The organism is Bacillus sp. SSR7 (assembly GCF_055902415.1).
Genome location: NZ_JBVVXV010000019.1, coordinates 44,444 through 64,295, shown reverse-complemented (window position 1 = coordinate 64,295; position 19,852 = coordinate 44,444). Strand labels below are relative to the sequence as shown.

Genomic DNA, 19,852 nt, shown 5'->3' with positions numbered 1-19,852 from the left:
AAGATGGAAGCTTATTTTAGTGCGCATCCATTAAAACCGTTTATTCCCTACTCAAGGCAACATGCCATTATATTATTTATTCTGTTGGTGGGAATCGTTTTTTTATATCAATACCAAGATGTATTACGTCAAAATGAGTGGAATATAACGGTTCGATATGCGATTGCATTTTTATTTATAGGGAGTGAAATTGGACTGCATATGTGGGAGTGGAAAGCAGGGATTTTTGAGCTAGCCACTTCATTACCGTTTGAGTTATGTACGATTAGTTTGTTGTTAGCGTCAATTATGATCATAACGAAAAGTTACCGTATATATGAGATTGTATTTTTTACAGGAATTATTGGTGCATCACAAGCCATTTTAACACCGAACTTGCAGTATGTTTTTCCGCATTTTCGTTTCATTGAATATTTTATCGCGCATATATTGCTCATTTGGGCGCCACTCTTTATGACTTGGGTGGAAGGATATCGTCCGACAGTACAATCTATTAAACGCACAATGATATTTTTAAACATATTGATTCCAATTGTTTCGTTTGTAAATTACAAAACAGGTGGTAATTATATGTTTTTAGCTCATAAGCCAGAAACAGCTTCATTACTTGATATGTTAGGACCACATCCTTACTATATTATTTCATTAGAACTCGCAGCGCTTATTGGATGTTTTATTTTATATATGCCATTTGCGAAAAGAGAAAAACAGTTACGCAAAGAATCGTTAGGGTCATAACCTAGCGATTTTTTATATATTAAATATTTACAATTCAGAAAATTAAGAATAAAATTAAAGGGTAAATTATATAGAGAGAAGGGCGAAAATGGTCAAAAAGGTATTTTTGAATGGAATGGAAGTGACGATTCAATTTCTTATTTCGATTTTGGGTATTATTATTTTAGGTGCACTGCCGAAATTATTTTATGGGTTTGAGCTAAATGTATCAGAATACATAAAAAGTCTAAAAGAAGTATTTGCGAAATTAATGGATATCTCCAATATGCAATATGCAAGTGGTAAATTTGTATTTCCACAGTTGTTTGTCCATTATAAAGAAACAATCGTTATTTTTTTGGCTGCATTTTTCATTTCATTATTTGTAGCATTTTGTATTGTCTATATGATTATGAGTAGTTCGCCGCGTATACAACATCGCATTAAATCATTTCTCATCTTTCTAGAATCCATTCCAGACATTCTTCTTATTTTAGGATCACAAATTTTAGTTATATGGTTTTTTAAACAAACAGGTTTTTTGCCTTTTAAAATTGCGGCAATTGGAGGCGAGTCAATTAGAGGATTGCCGATACTTTGTTTGAGCATCCCGACTACGATTATGTTTGTAAAACTGTTAGTGCTTCGTTTTGAAAATGAATTAGAAAAAGATTATGTATTATTTGCTAAGGCGAAAGGTTTGGGGCGTTTTCATATTTTAAATCGTCATATTTTACGAAATGTGTTGCTTAGTACACTTTTCTTTGCGAAAACGAATATCTTTTTTATGTTATCAAATTTATATATTATAGAATGGATTTTTAATACGAGAGGTATTTTTATGTTTGTGAAATCATATCCGGATATGAAGGTTGAGTTGTTCATTGTTAGTGTGCTACTTATCTACATTCCAACTTTTATTTTATTTAAATCGTTTCATTATCTTGTTCCGGCTGCGATGAAGGAGAGATTATAATATGTGGACGTATATAAAACGTGATAAAAGGTTTTGGATAAGCGTTGGATTTTTTCTCATATTAGTTCTTTTGAGCATCGGAAATACGTTATGGAATGATGGACACATTAGACAAGTTACATTGCAATATGATGCGGATGAAAATCCAGAAGTGCCACCGTTTTCACCTTCATTTCAATTTTTACTTGGGACAGACCGGAATGGATATGACCTTTTACATTTAGTAATTGAGGGAGCAAAGTGGACGATTGGAATATCGTTTTTAATCGCATTACTTAGAATGGTAATGGGGGTGTTTTTCGGTGTTTTGCTCGGAACATATATAAAAAGAGGCTTTTCAAAGATTGAGGCTTTTTTTGACAGTTTTACAGTTATTCCGACAGTTATGATTGCGTATTTCTTTCTTCAATCTGTGAATAGCTTTGGAAGCGGAGAGGAGACATCAACTTTTTTTGAGCGAGCTTCGTTTCAAGTTGTATTACTTGTAATGCTTGCGATGCCGGTTATTGCACTGTATGTCGCGAAGGAAGTTCGTAAATTACAAACGGAAGAATTTGTTGATGCTGCGCGCATATTAGGCGGATCGAGGAGACGTATTGTTATAAAACATCTTTTTCCGCATCTCTATATGACTTTTATAATCGTATTTCTTCAACAGTTTACTCAAACTTTGACTATTTTACTTCATTTAGGGTTACTTGAGGTGTTTTTTGGAGGGACAGTCCAGTTTGGTGGACCGATAGGGATAAAAGAAATAGAATCGTACACACACGAATGGTCAGGGTTAATTGGGGTATACTTTAGATCTTTAACAGTGCATCCATGGATTCCTCTCGTCCCAATTACATTTTTCGGGCTTACTATTTTTTCAGGAAATATGATTGTGAAAAGTATAGAAGAGGCGATGTTGAAAGTAAGATTAGGAGGAGAGATAAAGAAGGACGTAGTAGAAGCGGAACAATCTGCTGTGCAGTCAAAAGAAGAGTTATTTACTTTTAAGCATACGATGTGAAAATAAACAGAAGCAAGCATGTATTTCATGCTTGCTTCTGTTCTTTATTTTGTAGAAACTTCGCCTTCAGCTTCTGTTTGTGGAATAAAGTATCCGATTATACCACCAATTATTGCTGGAACGATCCAGCCGATTCCTAAGTTATAAAAAGGAATCGTGTGTACGATATTCGCGATAAAACTTGGTATCATTCCCACATTATCAAGTGCATGAATACAGCTAATAATAAATGCTGCGATCATTGCCCCGATGTAGACAGAAGGTTTACGTTTCGTATATTTATCGATAAATGATACGAAAATTAAAATGATTGTAATTGGATATAGAATAATTAATACAGGCAAAGTAATTTTGATTAATAAACTTAAACCTAAGTTTGAAATCACGAAGCTAAAGATACAAACGTATAGTACGAGCTTTTTGTAAGAAATGTTCGTTAATACTGTTGCAAAATAGTTGGCGAATGCACTTACAACGCCGATTGCTGTTGTTAAACAAGCGAAGATAATGGCGATACTTAATAAAACATTACCGCTTGTCCCAAAGAAGTGATACATAACAGTCGCTAATAGTTGACCACCGTTCTCGAATTGTCCTAAGTTGCCGTTTGAAGCACCGATATAACCGAGTAAGAAGTACACAATTGTTAAAAATAGAGCGGCAATGCTTCCGCAAATAATTGTATATTTCGCAATTGATTTCTTCTCTTGTATACCGTTTTGGCGAATTGCATTTACAACGATCGTTGATAATACGAGAGCACCGATTGCATCTAACGTTAAAAACCCTTCAAGAAATCCTTTGAAAAATGGAATTTCTTTATAGTCACCAACAGGTTCTGCAAACGTTCCTGGTGAAAGAATTGCTTTTGTTGCCATAATTGCAATAATTCCAAGTAAAATTGGCGTTAATATTTTTCCGATATGATCTACTAATTTTGATGGATTTAATGATAAGAAGTAGACGACTGTAAAGAAAATCGCACTAAAAACTAACATAGAGTACCATTGGTCTGGGAAAAGTGGTGCAATCCCAATTTCGTAAGATACAGATCCAGTTCGTGGAATAACAAATAGTGGGCCGATTGAAAGATAAATAATGATAGCGAATACTGCTGCAAATTTTGGATGAACACGGCTTGCTAACGTGTTAAAACTACCACCGGCAAGGGCTACAGCGACGATAGCAAGTAGAGATAAACCGACGTCTGTAATAATAAATCCTGTAATGGAAATCCACATATTTCCTCCGGAAGAAAGACCGAGAAGGGGCGGGAAAATCATATTACCAGCACCGAAGAAAACTGCGAATAGTAATAAACTAATCGAAAGTATTTGTGCTGGTTTTAAAGTTGTACGCATATAAAGAAAATCCTCCTAATGAGTGTTTTTGTCGAAAATTCAAACAATTTGTCGAGTAACTGTTATTATTTTAAAGGTCTGATGACTAGAAAGCAATAGGGAATTTTGAAAAAATTAAAAAATAATGCATTAAATCGAATAAATATACTATTTATATGTTTAATAGGAAGGATTTAACTTATAACGTAAAAAAACACATATCACTAGGATACGTGTTTTAAAAAAATATTTTTTTATCGCGTTCTTCTTTTAAAATTTCAACGGCTTCTCGGAAACGTTGTGAATGGACAATTTCTCGTTCACGTAAGAAGCGTAGGCTGTCATTTATGTCGGGATCGTCTGATTGATTAATGAGCCATTGATATGTGGCACGTGCTTTTTCTTCAGCGGCAATATCTTCGTATAGGTCGGCAATGGGATCACCTTTAGCTTGTATATAGGTTGCAGTAAATGGAACACCAGCTGCGTTATGATAATGAAGTGCGCTGTCATGATCGACGTAATGAGGATCGAGACCAGCTGCCTTCATCTGTTCAGGAGTCGCATCTTTTGTTAGTTTATAAACCATCGTAGCAATCATTTCAAGATGTGCAAATTCTTCTGTACCAATATCGGTAAGGAGGCCAATGACTTTATCAGGAATTGTATAACGCTGATTTAAGTAACGTAGTGCAGCAGCTAACTCTCCATCTGCGCCGCCATATTGCTCAATTAATAATTTTGCAAGTGCTGGATTGCAAGTTCCTACTTTAACTGGGTATTGTAATTTCTTCTCATAAATCCACATAGTTTCTCTCCTTTATATTTGCCATGGCCAAGGACCTTTGCTCCATTCCCAAGGGGCATTAGAATAGCTATTTCCATACTGTTGAAGTGGCCCATATTTTTCTTCCATCTGTTGTTTTAATACTCTCCGTTTATAGGAAAAGTCATTAAATTGATTAATAGCTGCCGTATCATCTGGGTGGGTGTCTAAGTAAAGAGTTAGTTCAACTAGTACAAAGTCTAGTTCTTGGAGATTCTCTAAAAGTCGATAGTATTCTTCTGGTAGTGGCTGGTTCACGTCAGTAGTCACCGCCCTTTTTTATAAGGATTTTCATAATAGTCATAAAAAACAGGCCATAAGGTTCCTTTTTGTAGCGCTTCTTTCGGTGAGAATTGTGGTAAATTTGGCGGTTGAAAACCTAAAAATAAATTAGGAGGAGTAGAGTAATATTTTTTTCCGATAGGAGGGCAAGGATCTTGAGGACTATGATAGGGCACGAATGATCTCATATATTTATTCACGAATAAACCTCCTTACATGTTCATTACTACGTATTGTATTCAGACATAATGAGCATTTATGACACATATAAAAAAGTAATAGGTACGGGGGGAATGAATGTGGAGACTGTGAAACAATTCATTGTATTGGAAGTGAAAAACTTAAAGGAAACGTTGTATTTTTACGAAGGGATTTTAGGAATTAAACCTAGTTTAGAAAGACCGCAATTAGATGTAACGGGGGTTTGGTATGATGCTGATTCAACGAGAATTAGTTTTGTCATGAATCGCATGTTAGGTGGGCGGGAAAAAAGTGTTATAGATTCATGTGAGGCTTTAACATTTACGATTTCTAACATAGAGAAATTGAAAAAGAAGCTAGCGTTTTATGAAATTTTATATACAGAAAATGAATGTGCAAAGAGTATTGTAGTACAAGACCCAGATGGATATAAACTTCAAGTGGTAGAGAAGGATGAATAGACGGAGGGGATTTAGTGGAGAGAAATTATGAAGAAAGTGCATTGTTTGAGCATCAATTTTGGCTAAAGGTACTTACTGATCATGCGCAGTTTTTACTTGATGCGTTAGCGCCGAAGGAAACAGAGGATATAAAGAAAGCTACTTACTTTGTTGAAACATTTACGAATCTGTTAAATAAAGTTCGGAATGTAAATCTGATGGCATTCTCAAAAGAGGCTGAACAAGCTGCTAAGGAAATTCGGGCATTTAAATTAAATATTATACAGAAGCAGTTGGAAGGGAAAATTACGATTCATTTTACGCCAACTTTTATTAATCATATGGTAAACGAAGTGGAAGAGTATATAACAGTTTTAGAGTTTTTGAAGAAAGGGGAAGTTCCGCCTGTTTTTCATGAACTGCACTATCATCTCGTTTGGTTAACGGATGCGGCTGGTCATGCGGGTTCTATTTCTGGTGGGCTAGATCTTGTTGAAAAAAGATTAAAAGAGAAAAGCGAAGAATTTACGAAGCATTTTGAACAATTTTACTTAAAGGCGGTTGAGATGACTGGATATTTACGAACGGAGCTTCATCATTTTCCAGCATTGAAGAAGTTTACAAAAGATGTTTCACTTGAATTGAAATTATTTTCACATTTTTTACGTGAAGTTGAAGAATTGGAGTTATCAAATGAAGTATTAAGTACATTATCAGCTAGAATGGCAGACCATATGGCAAGAGAGGAATGTTATTACTTATTAAAATTAGCTCAATCGTCTGGACTTGAAATGCCAAAATGTAATCCGCTTTAAAGAAAAAGAGGTCAATTTTATTTGGCCTCTTTTTCTGTTTTATTGTCTCTTTTTATTTTTGCTTGTTCAATACTTGCCTGTAATGTCTCCATAATATTGATGATGTTTGGAGCAGGAGAGATTGTTTCCGTTTTTTCCTGTTGTTCAATTTTATTTTCGATTAATTCGGTAAGAGCTTCTTTATACTCATCTGTATACATTTCTTGTTCAAAAGGATTTGTAAGATGATGGATTAAATTCATTGCTGCAGTGAGTTCTTGTTTTTGGATCGGATAATTTTCGTTACTTGGTAAGTTAGGTGTATTTGTTATATCGCGAATTTCATTAGGGTAATGAATGGTTTGCAACATCAGTCCATCTTCAAAGTTACGGATAATAGCTAAATGTTGTTTTTTTCTAATAGCAATATGAATAAGCCCAAGTTTATTTGTACGTTCAAGAGCTTCTTTTAATAACAAATATGATTTTTCATGTTCTGGGGTAGGGCCTATAAAATAAGAGCGGTCATAAAGAACAGAATCGATTTCGTCATTTTGGACAAAAGATATAATACGAATGGATCGTGGTTCGTGAGCTTTTTGCAACGCAGCTAATTCTTTTTCATCCATAATAATGTATTTATGAGGTGCATATTCATAGGCTTTTACAATATCTTTATCATCAATTTCTTCATCCGTACAATCAGGAGCGAATTTTTTATATTTAATAGGTGTTAAGCATTCTTTATGGAGACTTAAAAATTTTATATCGTTTTCTTCTACGGCGCTATATAGTTTAATTCCTATATTTAATAGTCCAAGTGAAAGCGCACCTTTCCAGACGGTATGCAAATGAAACATCTCCTTTCGCTTAAAAATGATTATGTATATTATGAGATAGTAAGAAATTTCCTATACGTCTTTTGTTTTTTACGGAAGGGCTTGGGATATAAAATATGTTGACAAGCCCTCCAAAATATTTTAATGTGATTGTATAAAATTGTGTATATAAAGGGGAGTAACTTATTACAGTAAAGTCGTCATTACAGGGAGAAACCCTCGGCTTTATTGGCAACGTTTCGTTGTTAGTGAGACCTTTACCAGCAATGGTAAAGGCCCCTTATTGTCTTTTTTAGGACCCTTACCATATTTGGTAGGGGCCTTTTTGTATACAAAGAGAGGAGAAATAAAAATGAAAAAATTGATTAGTAGATTAAGAGTTGTATTTCATGTTCGTCGTTTCGTTCCATTCCTATTTGACTTTTTTACTTCAAAAGAGGTTTCAATAAAGAAGAAAATCCTATCCATTGCTTTTTTAGTTGGTTATGTAGCGATGCCGCTTGATTTAATTCCAGATTTCTTACCGTTCATCGGTATTTTAGATGATATTGGGATTGTGTTATTTATTTTGAACCGAATTGTAAAAATGGCGCCAGTTCAATTACAAGAAAAGCATAACGTAAATGTAGGATAGGAGTTGGGCTAGAAAATATGGAGCAAATGATTTTAGATATAATCGAGTTTTTAAAGCAGTTTTCTTATTTTGGAGTTGTATTGGCTTTAACGTTTGAATTTATTCCAGCAGAAGTCGTTTTGCCTATGGTTGGATATTGGGTGTACGAGGGTGATATGAATTTTTGGCTAGCTGTATTAGCTGGAACGCTTGGCGGAACGACAGGACCGTTAACGTTATATGCACTCGGTTATTACGGTGGTCGTCCTCTATTAATAAAGTACGGGAAATACTTCTTTATTAAAGAAGAACAAATTCAAAAAGCAGATGATTTCTTTGAGAAATATGGACCAGTTGTAGCATTTGTTGGACGCTTTGTACCTGGGGTTCGAACGCTTATCTCTGTTCCGTGTGGCATGGCGAAAATGAACATATGGAAGTTTAGCATATATACATTTGTAGCAATGTTTCCGTTAACGACTTTATATGTCTATTTTGGCATGAAATTAGGTCCGCATTGGGCAAAAGCGGCGGATGTTGTTGGGCAATATATGCTGCCGATATTAGGAGGCGTTCTTCTTATCGTGGCTAGTATTTTTGTCTATAAATATATGAAAAAAAGAAACAAAACGGAATCTATCTAGTCATATGAATATTTTTTGAAAATAGATGAATAGTACAGGCAAAAGACTCTGGGGGACATACACATATAGGGAATATAAAAGAGAGAGGGGAAACAACTATGTCTTGTGAGTGCTCAGGGTCAGCTTTAACTTGTTGTCCAGATAAAAATTATGTGCAAGATAAAGTGTGTAGTCCGTGGTCAGGAACTGTAGTAGCAACTGCTATTACGAATGTACTGTACAACAATAATATTAATCAAAATATGATTGGAACAGGGTTTGTTCGATATGACGTCGGACCTGCTCCAATCACACTGACAATTTTAGATGCAGCAGGAGCTACAATTGATACACAAACATTAAACCCAGGAACAAGTATAGCTTTTACGTACCGTCGTTTCGTGACAATTGAAGTCACTTTACCTGCTGCAACAGCTGGAACATATCAAGGGGAGTTTTGTATAACTACACGTTATCCACTTTCATAATAGAAAAGGAGAGGGCTAAGATGTACAATTCTAACTTATCATGCTGTTCCAGTAAAACACTTGTTCAAGATCAGGTATGTATAGATTGGGCTGCTACTGGTGCGGTAACTGAAACAGTGTATACGAATAATATTACGCAAGATTTATATGCATCAGGTTATGTGAAATATGATGTAGGTACAGCTCCAATTACGGTGAATTTTTTAGTAGGAGCGACAGTGGTGAATACAATTACTGTACAACCACAAAGCAGTGGATCATTTACAGTAAGATACTTTACTACAATTCAAATTGTAACGACAGGAACGGGAGTAAGCCAAGGACAATTATGTTTAACGGTACGTTATCCAATTTCATAAGAAAAAGCATACCAAAATGGTTTGCTTTTTCTTATAGTTTGTAAGTTGAGGTCATAAATCACTTTAAAAGCAAAATGAGAATTGACAACAATATTTTCCTTCTATATACCGAATTGGATTATTTGGGAGATTAATAATTGCCACAGATTGTAATGATTGACCTGTATATGACATTGTGTTGCCAGGATAGACAGTAAAAGTATTTGTCACCTGTCCAATAATTTGAACCGTAACCGCTTCAGTACTACTAGTGCTATTATACACAGAAATATTACCCGATATTTTAAGTACACCATCTCCTTCCCATAAGATTAATGTAGAACTTTCAGAAGGCGGTGGAATTTCTTTTGTTATAAAAAAATTACCAGCGAATTCATTGTTGACTAATTCACAAGATGGTGGGTCAGGGGGAGTAGGTGGATCATAGGGAGGGCAAATGATAGATAAAGGGGCATAACAGCCGATATTTTTTTTACAAGCCATTAATAGCTCCTCCCTTCATAGTTTCTTTTTATTACTATTAAATGTTGCAAAACGATAGTTGTGTTAATAAAGGGGCAAAAAATTTCAGGAAAGTTTGTTTAATAGGCGTCCAACTCATAATCATGAATAAGAGTCTGTTAGACAAAAGATGGTTGTATAAGATAATACAAATAATGTTGGATGTTACAGTAAATTGACTGTATATTTACAAAAATTAAATAAATTTTATTTGTAATTTATATGAAGTTAATATGTGTTCAGTACAATAATCATTGTAATTAATTGATTATATGAGGAGGATTCACGTGGAAAGAACAGCTTTACGCAAAGTAAAAGGACTTATTGGATTATTAATGGTTTTTGTATTAGCGTTCGTATCATTTCCGTGGAGTACATCAGTTAAAGCGGAAGAGAAAAAGCAAGAAAAGGCACCGAGTGAGAAGAAGATAGTTTTTCCAGTTGTAAGTGATGTACATATTAAGAATAGTGGAACGGATGATACGTTTCGCTGGAAACGAGCAATCGAGCAACTGAATACACTTGCACCTAAACAAGATGCGTTTGTAATTGTGGGAGATTTTACTGATTCAGGATCACTGCAACAATATGATCGTTTCATGCAAGTGTATAATGAAAATGCAAATAAAGAGGCTGTGCGAATGAATTCTCTTGGTAACCATGATTATTGGAACGGTTTATCTGTAGAGGGCGCACAGAAGCGTTTCTTAGAAAAAACAGGAATGGAATCGATTTATTATCATAAAGTGGTGAAAGGGTATCATTTCCTTGTTATGTCTCCGGAAGATGGGACAACTCATGGATATTATTCAGACAAGCAAATTAATTGGTTAAAAGAAGAAATGGCAAAGGCACAAAAAGATGATCCAGAAAAACCAATTTTCGTATTTTTACACCAACATATTAAAGATACAGTATATGGTAGCCAAGAGTGGGGAACAAAAGATAGTGCAAAAATTAACGAGGTGTTGAAAGCATATCCACAGGTTATTACGTTTTCAGGTCATTCACATTATCCGTTAGATGATCCAAGATCGATTCATCAAAAAGACTTTACATCAGTTGGTACATCTTCAGTAAGTTATATGGAAGTTGAAGGTGGTAAAGTACAAGGGAATATCCCACCAGGAGCTAGTACATTAAGCCAAGGGTTATTAGTAGAAGTAGACGATAAAGAGGTAACGATTAATCGCCGTGATTTCCATACAAATTCTTGGACAGGCGAGCCTTGGAAAATTAAATTACCAGCAAAGAAAGAAACATTTACACATGTAGAAGATCGTGATAAAGAAAAGCCTTACTTTGCAAAGGATGCAAAGCTTGCGGTATTAAATGTAACAGAAAATGCAGCAACAGTAACATTCCCACAAGCGCTGGATAACCTTCTTGTTCATTCTTATCGCGTACAAGCTAGAGATAAGCAAACGGGAGAAATAAAGAATAAATTGTTGGCATTCTCAGAGTTTTATCGTGATCCAGTGCCGAAAGAGCTCACATTTACACTGGCAGGGTTAGATGGTGGGAAAACATATACACTTGAAGTAGTTGCGATTGATTCATTTGGCAATGAAAGTGTACAACCATTAACGGCGGAAATTACTACGAAAAAAGATAATATTGACCCGAATGTGAAAGTACCAAAGGCTGATGTTTTCGATGTAAACTTTGGAGATGGTACATTTAAAGACAATTCACCATTTGGTACAAAAGGTGATGTGAAGGGCAATGTGACTATTGAATATGATAAAGCATTGAAAAAGAATGTTATGAAGCTAAACGGAAAAGCAAACACATTTGGATACCTTCCATTTTCAGCCGCACAAAAAGAGAAAGTTGTAAATACGTTTACGTTAGAAACAGTATTTTCAATGAATGAAATTCGCGGACAAGGTATTTTGCAAAATACAGAGAGTGGCGGAATTGGTTTTGAATCTACAGGAAGTGGCTATGTTGAATTATGGGCTCACATTGGCGGCAGTTATAAACGTGTTGGTGTTCAATTAGAAGCAAACAAAACATATCACTTAACAGGAACGTATAACGGAAGTGAAGTAGCTATTTATGTAGATGGTAAAAAAGTAAATAGCCAACCGGCTACAGGAAAAGTGTATCATCCAAATGTACCATTTGCACTTGGAGCTGATCCTGATAGCAATGGGAATGGTGGTATTCCGTTAAATGGAAAAATCGCGCTTGCGAAATTATATAGTAAAGCGTTAAGTTCTTCAGAAGTATTAGCAGCGTACAATGAGTTTTCTAACCGTACGAAGTTAGAGCAAGTAAATGCGTTATTTGAAGAACTTGGAAAAGTAAAAGAAGTGTTAGCTGGTACGTATGAGTTTGGGGATAAGCCAGGTCAATATTCAAAGGAAGCATTTCAAGAATTAGAGAAAAGCTATAATAATGCAAAACAAGTGTTTGAAAATGTAGCGAGTACGGGAGAACAAATTGTTCAAGCATATAATGAATTAAAAACTGCAAATCAAACATTTATACAATCTAAAGTAGTAGAACAACCGAAAACATTGAAAGAAAAATTACAAATGAATATTGAATCTGCAAAAGCAGTAGTGAAAAAAGCGCAAGCTGCAAATGTAACGGACGGTTCAGTGAAATCATTGAGTCAAAAAATTACAGTGGCAGAATCTGTGTTAAAAGATGCGAAAGTAAAGGATGCACAGGTAGAAACGATGAATCGTACATTAGAGTATGCGATTTCACTCGTTGAAAAAAGCATAAACAAATAAGAGAGAAGAGAAAGAAGCTTATCATGATAGGCTTCTTTTTGTTATACTAAAAGTAGCATAGAATGAAGGAGCGAATAATTTGGAAGAGAAAAAGTTAAAAAGAATTCTTGAATATGTATGGATCGCGGTTGTGCTCCTTGTAGGATATTATTTCTTAAAAGAAAAAAGTATATGGGTTCTATTTTTAATGACGTTTTTATTAGCGGGTTTAGGCACGTTATTTATTAATTTCTTCTTTGATAGTTTAAATGCATGGAAGAAGAAAAAGAAGGGAACGAAGTAAAGGAGGGAATATATGCAAAAGTGGAAGCTCATATATCAGGTGATTATTTTCCTATTACTTGTAGGTATTGGAATTGTGAAATACGCAACGCCAATAGGAAGTTGGGCATCGTTTACAGCTTGCATCGGCATATTTTTCATTTTACAATCGTTAACGAAAAAATATAATAGTACAGAAAAATAGCTCGCCGCTAAAACGGCGAGCTATTTTGTTATGCTTTTTTCTTTTCATCATTCGTTTTTTCGGTAGCCAAGTGACTATGCTTTCTAGAGTAGAAGAAATAGAAGCATAAGCCGACTATAAGCCAAACGGCAAAGCTAATCCATGTTGTTTTAGACAAATTGATCATTAAATATAAGCAGCAAAGAATCGCGACAACTGGTAGTACAGGTACGAAAGGTGTGCGGAATCCGCGTTTTAAGTCAGGGTGTGTTTTTCGTAAAATAAGTACTGCGCAGCAAACGAATGTAAAGGCTGTTAATGTACCGATGTTTACTAAATTCGCTAATACGTGCAGATCTAAAAGTCCTGCTAATAAAGCGGCAACAATACCAGTAATCCACGTATTTAATAAAGGGATTTTCACTCTTTTATTTACACGTGCTAACGCTTTTGGAAGTAAACCGTCACGGCTCATCGCATACGAAACGCGAACTTGTCCATACATAACGACTAAGAGAACGGTTGTCATTCCAGTCATCGCTCCAACAGCGAGTAGTCCTGCAATTGTATCTTCGCCAACGAAATGTAAGGCAAACGCAACTGGATCAGAAACATCTAATTGTGTATAAGGAACCATACCTGTTAAAACGAAAGATACGATCATATATAAAACAGTGCAAATAAGAAGAGAGCCAATAATGCCGATTGGTAAATCACGCTGTGGTTTTTTCGTTTCTTCCGCAGCGGTTGCGATTGCATCAAAGCCTAAGAAGGCGAAGAATACAGTAGCAGCCCCAGTAATAATACCGTCATATCCGAATGGGATGAACGGTGTCCAATTTTCAGGTTTTACATATTTTGCACCTGCTACGATAAAGGCGATAATAACAGCCAATTTAATAAGAACCATAATATTATTAATGCGTGCGCTTTCGCGTATACCAAAACTTAAAAGACCAGTAATGATGAGTAAAATACAAACAGCTGGTAAATCGATAAGGCCGCCTTTTCCTACGCCAGGGGCGGAGGCGATTATGGCGGGCAGATGGATGTTAAATCCTTGTAGTAAAGATTGTAAATAACCAGACCATCCGACAGCTACCGCTGCAACGGCAAGTAAATATTCGAGCATTAAACACCATCCGACGATGAAGGCGACGACTTCTCCGACTGTCATGTATGCGTAAGTATACACACTTCCTGAGACAGGAATAGAAGAAGCAAATTCGGCATAACAAAAGGCTACACAAGCACAAGTAAATGCAGCAATAAGAAATGATAGCATAATACCAGGACCAGAATGTTTCGCTGCAACGATCCCTGTTAATACAAATATCCCTGTCCCAATTACGGCGCCAATTCCTAAAAACGTTAAATCAAGTGCGGTCAATGTTCTCTCTAACTGCCGTGGTGATTCAGTACTAAGCGCTTTTTTTCGTAATAATGACTTCACTTTGGACTCTCCCCCCGTTTTTTCATTTCCATAACTGCGAATATAGTATGAGCCCATTAGAAAAGAGTATGTAAGTAAATGGAGGTACAGTTATGGTGCGTAGTTTTTTAAAATTGCTGGATTAATCTTAATATAATTCAGAATATTTTGTCAAATAAAAATATGACAAATAAAATGCGGATCAATAGGGGAAACTACTTGCAGAAATGGACGGGGGTTAACGCCCCACTGATCAAAGTTAAAGTAGGAGAAGATGCTATGTTATTTTATTTTGAACTTGTCGTCATTTTACTTTGTACGAAATTAGCTGGTGATATTAGCGTGAGGCTTGGCCAGCCTTCTGTACTTGGTAAATTAATTATCGGTATTATTATCGGTCCAGCTGTACTTGGTATTATAAATAGTTCTGAATTAATCGATGAACTGAGTGAGATTGGTGTTTTGCTACTTATGTTTATGGCTGGACTTGAAACAGATTTAGAAGAGCTAAATCGGAATTTGAAATCATCATTTGCAGTAGCAGCTGGTGGTATTATTTTTCCTTTCATCGGTGGTTATGTAACAGGATTGCTATTTGGACTCATACAATCCCATGCTATCTTTTTAGGGTTATTACTTTGCGCAACGTCAGTTAGTATTACGGTGCAAACGCTAAGAGATTTAGGGAAAATGAATACGAGAGAAAGTACAACGATTTTAGGTGCTGCCGTATTTGACGATGTCATCGTTGTTATTTTATTAGCGTTTGTTATGAGTTTTTTAGGAACGCAAGATGTGAATATAACACTTGTTATCGTAAAGAAAATTATTTTCTTTGTCAGCATTGTTTTTATCGCCTGGAAAGTTGTTCCTTGGATTATGAAAATGCTCGTGCCACTTCGTGTAACTGAGGCATTAATTAGTGCAGCTCTTATTATTTGTTTCTCTTTTTCGTATTACAGTGAAATGATGGGAATTGCAGGGATTATTGGAGCATTTGCAGCGGGAATTGCCATTTCTCAAACAGAGTATAAGCACGAAGTAGAACATAAAATTGAACCGATTGCTTATGCGATATTTGTGCCGGTTTTCTTCGTAAGTATCGGAATGGAAATTACATTTCAAGGTATCGGAAGCCAGCTTTGGTTCATTATCATTATGACGCTCATTGCGATTTTCACAAAGTTAATCGGATCCGGTTTAGGAGCAAGGTTAACAGGATTCAACCTTCAATCTTCTATTAGTATCGGTGCGGGAATGGTGTCGCGTGGAGAAGTAGCACTTATTATCGCAGCAAATGGACTTACGGCGAATTTACTAGCGAAAGAAAATTTCACAGCGATTGTTATTGTTGTTATATTGACGACGATTATTACGCCGCCGCTTTTGAAGAAATATTTTGTATAGAGAGAAAGGGCTTATCTGATGTAGGTAAGCTCTTTTTTTATTGGGAAAAGCAATAGTCATATAGCGTGAATAGGTTGTAATTATGGTAAAATCTACGTATATGATAAGACAAGGAGAGGGAAGTGTGAAGATTACAAAGGGGAAGGTTATCGGCCTTATCATACTTATTGCAGTATGTATACCATTTACTGCATGGAAAGAATCAAAAGTGAAAGATTTTCCGGTTTCTATTTTCTCGGAAGAAGCAGATGGTGAGTACGACCAGAAGCTGAAATATACTGCTTTTTTACCTGATGTTGCGATTTGGATGAACGGTTGGGAAAAGAAGTGGACAGAAGGGGAAAGAACCGTTTATCAAAAAGGGAATCGCATTGTAAATGTGTTTCATCCTCCTGGCGATAATGGTTTTTACCTTCTTGAAGCAAGAGAAAATAAGTAAACGCAACCGTAAGAAGTGGAGGTTAAATAGTGAAAGCTTCAACGTTACTATTTAAAATTGAAAGTAATATGGATCAATTTTCACCAGCTGAAAAGAAGGTTGCCATGTACATAACGGAGAATGCAGAGATTGTTCCGAACTTAACGACGAAAGAAGTGTCAACGAATGCGGGCGCAAGCGAGGCGAGTGTTGTTCGCTTTTGTAAGTCGATTGGAATCGGAAGTTTTAAAGCATTTAAAATCGCGCTCGTTCGCGAATTAACGATTGCTGATTATAATATTAACGATTTTTCAGTGATGAATACGGAAGATGGACCGTACGACTTGTTTAATAAAGTTACGTATGTGAATAAAGCTGCAATTGAGGCGAGCGTTACGGCTATTGATAAGAAGGAACTTGAGAAAGCAGCGGAACGTATTGTAAATGCGGATAAAATTATATTTTACGGAGTAGGCGGATCAGCTACTCCGGCGATGGACGGAGCTTATAAATTTACAAGGCTCGGATTTACAGCGATGATGCTATCTGATTTTCATATGATGTTGCCGCTTGTGACGAATTTAAAAGAAGGCGATATATTTGTGGCGATTTCAACATCTGGTCGTACGAAAGATGTACTTGAAATGGCGCAATATGCGAAGAGACAGGGTGCAACAGTTATTGCGATTACGAAGCTTGATCAATCATCAACGTTATATAAAGAGGCAGATATTCGTCTTTGTATGCCAGATGTAGAACAAGATCATCGTATTGCAAGTATTGCTTCAAGAATGACGCAATTGAACATGATAGATGCTCTATATGTGATTACCTTTAATCGTATTGGTAATAAAGTGCTGGATCAATTTATGGAAACAAGAGAAGAAGCTTTGCGATTACGGAAGCTAAAATGAGAAGATGGGGAAACCCATCTTTTTTTGCATACAGACATAAATTCGTCATGAAAAGAAATTAAATTTCATAAAATAATAAAGTAATATTGATTTTAAATTTCTTAAAGTTATAATAAAAGTGTGAAATTAAATTTCGAAGTAGGTGGGAATATGTTAGAAAATTTATCGACAGAACACCGTAATGAAAAGACGATGAATTTAGATGAGATGAGCATAAAAGAAGTTCTGCAAAGTATGAATGAAGAAGATCGTACTGTTGCGTTAGCAGTTGAAAATGAAATAGAGCAGATTGAAAAAGTTGTGCAGACTGTTATTAAATCTTTCGAAGAAGAGGGCCGATTAATTTACATTGGGGCTGGTACAAGTGGCCGTTTAGGTATTTTAGACGCAGTGGAATGTCCGCCGACATTTGGCACAGACGATAAAATGGTGCAAGGATTTATAGCAGGTGGATTGAAAGCGTTTGCTAAAGCGGTAGAAGGTGCAGAAGACCGTGAAGAGTTAGCGGACGAAGATTTAAAAAGTATTGGATTAAATGAGAAAGATACAGTGATTGGAATTGCTGCAAGTGGTCGAACTCCTTATGTCATTGGCGGATTAAAATATGCGCATAGCGTGGGAGCGAGTACAGCTAGTATCTCCTGTAATAAAAATGCTGAAATAAGTAAATATGCAAAACTAAATGTGGAAGTAGAAACAGGCGCAGAAATTTTAACAGGCTCAACGCGTTTGAAGGCTGGTACAGCGCAAAAATTAGTGCTCAATATGATTTCAACAGCTTCTATGATTGGTGTAGGGAAAGTATATAAAAACTTAATGGTAGATGTTCAATCTACAAATGAAAAGTTAATAGAACGATCAAAACGAATTATTGTGGAAGCAACAGGTGTTAGTTATGAAGTAGCGGCAGAGCATTATGAAAAAGCAGAACGTAACGTGAAAGCTGCGATTGTTATGGTGTTGTTGCAGTGTGAGTATGGGGAAGCACTGCAGAAATTAAAAGAAGCGAAAGGGTTTGTGAAAAAGGCACTATAAAATAATAGGGAGGGGGATTCTATTATGAAGAAAGAAGAGAGAATGGCCAGAGAAATTTCAGAGCAACTTGGGGGAGTAAAAAATATTCGTGGCATTGCTCATTGTATGACGAGACTACGGTTAACGCTTCATGATGAAAGTAAAGTGAACATGGACCTTTTGAAAAAAGTTGAAGGGGTTATGGGTGTTATTGAAGATGAGACGCTTCAAGTTGTCGTTGGTCCGGGGACGGTAAATAAAGTAGCAGCTGAGATGGAAGGTTTAACGGGACTCCGAATTGGTGAAGTGGCAGATCATCACCTTGAAGATCTTGGGCAAGAGATGAAGTCAGAGATTAAGAAGAAAAATAATACACCGGTGAAAAACTTTTTAAGAAAAATAGGAAGTATTTTCATTCCATTAATTCCGGGTCTTGTTGCATCAGGTATTATAAATGGGGTCGCTAACTTTGCGAAAAATGCAGGTGCTGATCCGAATGCAACATGGCTACAAATGTTACTACTTATTGGCGGCGGTATCTTTACATTCTTAGGCATTTTAGTCGGCTGGAATACAGCGAAAGAATTTGGCGGGACACCGGTTCTTGGAGCAATTGCTGGTATTTTAATTTTCAACCCGGCGATGGCGAACGTAAAGTTATTTGGTGAAGCGCTCGTACCCGGACGGGGCGGATTGTTTGCAGTTATTTTTGCAGCATGGCTTATGGTTGTAGTAGAAAGACAAGTTCGAAAAGCTGTGCCAAATGCAGTTGATATTATCGTGACACCGCTTATTACTGTGTTAGTCGTAAGTATCGTAACGATGTTAGCCATTCAGCCGGTAGCAGGTTTCTTATCTGAAGGAATTACAAACGGAATTAATGGCATTTTAAATATTGGCGGCGCGTTTGCGGGAGCAGTGCTTGCCGGAACATTTTTACCGCTCGTTATGGTCGGATTACATCACGGTTTAACACCGATTCATATGGAGTTTATTAATCAAACGCACGTAACGCCTTTATTACCAGTACTAGCAATGGCTGGAGCTGGGCAAGTAGGAGCTGCGATCGCCATCTATGTGAAAACAAAAAACAAACGACTTCGTAACGTAATTAAAGGGGCATTACCAGTTGGATTTTTAGGAATTGGCGAACCGTTATTATACGGGGTTACATTACCACTTGGGAAACCGTTTCTTACCGCTTGTTTAGGGGCAGCTGTCGGCGGTGCATTCCAGGCAGTTATGAAAACAGCTGCACTTGGAATTGGTGTATCAGGATTATCTTTAATTCCATTAATTGCTGATAATAAATATTTATTATATTTCCTTGGATTAGTAGTGGCATATACTTTCGGATTCATCTTTACGTACTTCTTCGGATTTAAAGAAGAAATGGCAGAAAACATATAGAGAAAGGGATTCCTTTCTCTTTTTCTATCATGCCTTTTGAGAGGGCTCCCACCT

24 protein-coding genes are annotated in these 19,852 nt (G+C 36.2%); 17 read left to right on the top strand and 7 right to left on the bottom strand.

From position 1 onward, the window contains the following. The first annotated feature begins 3 nt into the window (after positions 1-3). From AC0NJG_RS25130 to AC0NJG_RS25120, 3 genes are all read left to right on the top strand, one after another. Positions 4-738 (top strand): YwaF family protein, encoded by a 735-nt coding sequence (locus tag AC0NJG_RS25130; RefSeq protein WP_474063571.1) that lies wholly within the window; start codon positions 4-6, stop codon positions 736-738. Between the two features lie 88 nt (positions 739-826). Continuing rightward, entirely contained in the window at positions 827-1,693 is an 867-nt protein-coding gene (locus AC0NJG_RS25125; protein WP_087951445.1) for an ABC transporter permease subunit, read from the top strand. Between the two features lies 1 nt (position 1,694). After that, on the top strand, positions 1,695-2,705 hold the full coding sequence (locus AC0NJG_RS25120) for an ABC transporter permease (protein WP_087951446.1): 1,011 nt from the start codon (positions 1,695-1,697) through the stop codon (positions 2,703-2,705). A gap of 44 nt (positions 2,706-2,749) precedes the next feature. Here AC0NJG_RS25120 and brnQ2 read toward each other — a convergent pair whose 3' ends face one another. The 4 genes from brnQ2 to AC0NJG_RS25100 all read right to left on the bottom strand — a co-directional run bounded on the left by brnQ2 (position 2,750) and on the right by AC0NJG_RS25100 (position 5,353). Then, positions 2,750-4,066 carry a branched-chain amino acid transport system II carrier protein BrnQ2 gene (gene brnQ2, locus AC0NJG_RS25115; RefSeq protein WP_173602244.1) on the bottom strand — a complete coding sequence of 439 codons (1,317 nt, stop codon included), beginning with the start codon at positions 4,064-4,066 and terminating at the stop codon, positions 2,750-2,752. Between the two features lie 217 nt (positions 4,067-4,283). Beyond that, on the bottom strand, positions 4,284-4,853 hold the full coding sequence (gene cotJC, locus AC0NJG_RS25110; RefSeq protein WP_000265276.1) for a spore coat protein CotJC: 570 nt from the start codon (positions 4,851-4,853) through the stop codon (positions 4,284-4,286). 12 nt (positions 4,854-4,865) lie between these two features. After that, positions 4,866-5,129: a spore coat protein CotJB gene (cotJB, locus tag AC0NJG_RS25105; RefSeq protein ID WP_001075543.1), complete on the bottom strand. Its 264-nt coding sequence runs from the start codon at positions 5,127-5,129 to the stop codon at positions 4,866-4,868. Positions 5,130-5,137: 8 nt separating this feature from the next. Next, positions 5,138-5,353, bottom strand: a complete 216-nt coding sequence (locus AC0NJG_RS25100) for a spore coat associated protein CotJA (protein WP_087951448.1) — start codon at positions 5,351-5,353, stop codon at positions 5,138-5,140. A 33-nt stretch (positions 5,354-5,386) separates the two neighbouring features. Between AC0NJG_RS25100 and AC0NJG_RS25095 the strand changes: the two genes are divergently transcribed. Together AC0NJG_RS25095 and AC0NJG_RS25090 are read left to right on the top strand one after the other, a co-directional pair. Next, entirely contained in the window at positions 5,387-5,815 is a 429-nt protein-coding gene (locus tag AC0NJG_RS25095; protein WP_173602243.1) for a VOC family protein, read from the top strand. 14 nt (positions 5,816-5,829) lie between these two features. Beyond that, complete coding sequence (locus AC0NJG_RS25090; protein ID WP_087994037.1) at positions 5,830-6,609, top strand: DUF2935 domain-containing protein; 780 nt, start codon at positions 5,830-5,832, stop codon at positions 6,607-6,609. A 17-nt stretch (positions 6,610-6,626) separates the two neighbouring features. Here the strand turns inward: AC0NJG_RS25090 and ku are convergent, their stop codons facing one another. Then, the gene (gene ku / locus AC0NJG_RS25085; protein ID WP_474063570.1) at positions 6,627-7,439 is read right to left on the bottom strand and encodes a non-homologous end joining protein Ku; all 813 of its coding nucleotides are present in this window, start codon (positions 7,437-7,439) and stop codon (positions 6,627-6,629) included. 340 nt (positions 7,440-7,779) lie between these two features. Between ku and AC0NJG_RS25080 the strand changes: the two genes are divergently transcribed. The 4 genes from AC0NJG_RS25080 (at position 7,780) to AC0NJG_RS25065 (ending at position 9,510) form a co-directional block, all read left to right on the top strand. Beyond that, entirely contained in the window at positions 7,780-8,061 is a 282-nt protein-coding gene (locus tag AC0NJG_RS25080) for a YkvA family protein (RefSeq protein ID WP_000733844.1), read from the top strand. A 17-nt stretch (positions 8,062-8,078) separates the two neighbouring features. Then, entirely contained in the window at positions 8,079-8,684 is a 606-nt protein-coding gene (locus AC0NJG_RS25075) for a DedA family protein (RefSeq protein WP_074567633.1), read from the top strand. 98 nt (positions 8,685-8,782) lie between these two features. Further along, positions 8,783-9,151 carry a DUF3992 domain-containing protein gene (locus AC0NJG_RS25070; RefSeq protein WP_042515701.1) on the top strand — a complete coding sequence of 123 codons (369 nt, stop codon included), beginning with the start codon at positions 8,783-8,785 and terminating at the stop codon, positions 9,149-9,151. 20 nt (positions 9,152-9,171) lie between these two features. Beyond that, positions 9,172-9,510: a DUF3992 domain-containing protein gene (locus tag AC0NJG_RS25065; RefSeq protein ID WP_000282809.1), complete on the top strand. Its 339-nt coding sequence runs from the start codon at positions 9,172-9,174 to the stop codon at positions 9,508-9,510. 63 nt (positions 9,511-9,573) lie between these two features. Here AC0NJG_RS25065 and AC0NJG_RS25060 read toward each other — a convergent pair whose 3' ends face one another. Then, entirely contained in the window at positions 9,574-9,993 is a 420-nt protein-coding gene (locus tag AC0NJG_RS25060; protein WP_000752309.1) for an S-Ena type endospore appendage, read from the bottom strand. A gap of 305 nt (positions 9,994-10,298) precedes the next feature. On the opposite strand from AC0NJG_RS25060, the gene AC0NJG_RS25055 reads away from it, so the two are divergent. From AC0NJG_RS25055 to AC0NJG_RS25045, 3 genes are all read left to right on the top strand, one after another. Continuing rightward, positions 10,299-12,758 carry a LamG-like jellyroll fold domain-containing protein gene (locus tag AC0NJG_RS25055; protein WP_142940623.1) on the top strand — a complete coding sequence of 820 codons (2,460 nt, stop codon included), beginning with the start codon at positions 10,299-10,301 and terminating at the stop codon, positions 12,756-12,758. A 79-nt stretch (positions 12,759-12,837) separates the two neighbouring features. After that, entirely contained in the window at positions 12,838-13,041 is a 204-nt protein-coding gene (locus tag AC0NJG_RS25050) for a hypothetical protein (protein WP_000391504.1), read from the top strand. A gap of 12 nt (positions 13,042-13,053) precedes the next feature. Further along, positions 13,054-13,224, top strand: coding sequence for a hypothetical protein (locus AC0NJG_RS25045; RefSeq protein WP_087951453.1), 171 nt, complete (start codon positions 13,054-13,056; stop codon positions 13,222-13,224). A gap of 28 nt (positions 13,225-13,252) precedes the next feature. Here the strand turns inward: AC0NJG_RS25045 and AC0NJG_RS25040 are convergent, their stop codons facing one another. Next, positions 13,253-14,656, bottom strand: a complete 1,404-nt coding sequence (locus tag AC0NJG_RS25040; protein ID WP_474063569.1) for an amino acid permease — start codon at positions 14,654-14,656, stop codon at positions 13,253-13,255. Positions 14,657-14,830: 174 nt separating this feature from the next. Between AC0NJG_RS25040 and AC0NJG_RS25035 the strand changes: the two genes are divergently transcribed. The 5 genes from AC0NJG_RS25035 to AC0NJG_RS25015 all read left to right on the top strand — a co-directional run bounded on the left by AC0NJG_RS25035 (position 14,831) and on the right by AC0NJG_RS25015 (position 19,798). Then, the gene (locus AC0NJG_RS25035) at positions 14,831-16,042 is read left to right on the top strand and encodes a cation:proton antiporter (protein WP_142940624.1); all 1,212 of its coding nucleotides are present in this window, start codon (positions 14,831-14,833) and stop codon (positions 16,040-16,042) included. 124 nt (positions 16,043-16,166) lie between these two features. Then, on the top strand, positions 16,167-16,481 hold the full coding sequence (locus tag AC0NJG_RS25030) for an outer surface protein (protein ID WP_087994040.1): 315 nt from the start codon (positions 16,167-16,169) through the stop codon (positions 16,479-16,481). Positions 16,482-16,510: 29 nt separating this feature from the next. Next, on the top strand, positions 16,511-17,374 hold the full coding sequence (locus AC0NJG_RS25025; protein ID WP_474063568.1) for a MurR/RpiR family transcriptional regulator: 864 nt from the start codon (positions 16,511-16,513) through the stop codon (positions 17,372-17,374). A gap of 150 nt (positions 17,375-17,524) precedes the next feature. Then, a complete protein-coding gene (gene murQ / locus AC0NJG_RS25020; protein ID WP_143880825.1) occupies positions 17,525-18,409 on the top strand; it encodes an N-acetylmuramic acid 6-phosphate etherase in 885 nt (294 codons plus the stop codon). A gap of 24 nt (positions 18,410-18,433) precedes the next feature. Continuing rightward, positions 18,434-19,798: a PTS transporter subunit EIIC gene (locus AC0NJG_RS25015; protein ID WP_000711319.1), complete on the top strand. Its 1,365-nt coding sequence runs from the start codon at positions 18,434-18,436 to the stop codon at positions 19,796-19,798. Positions 19,799-19,852 lie beyond the last annotated feature (54 nt).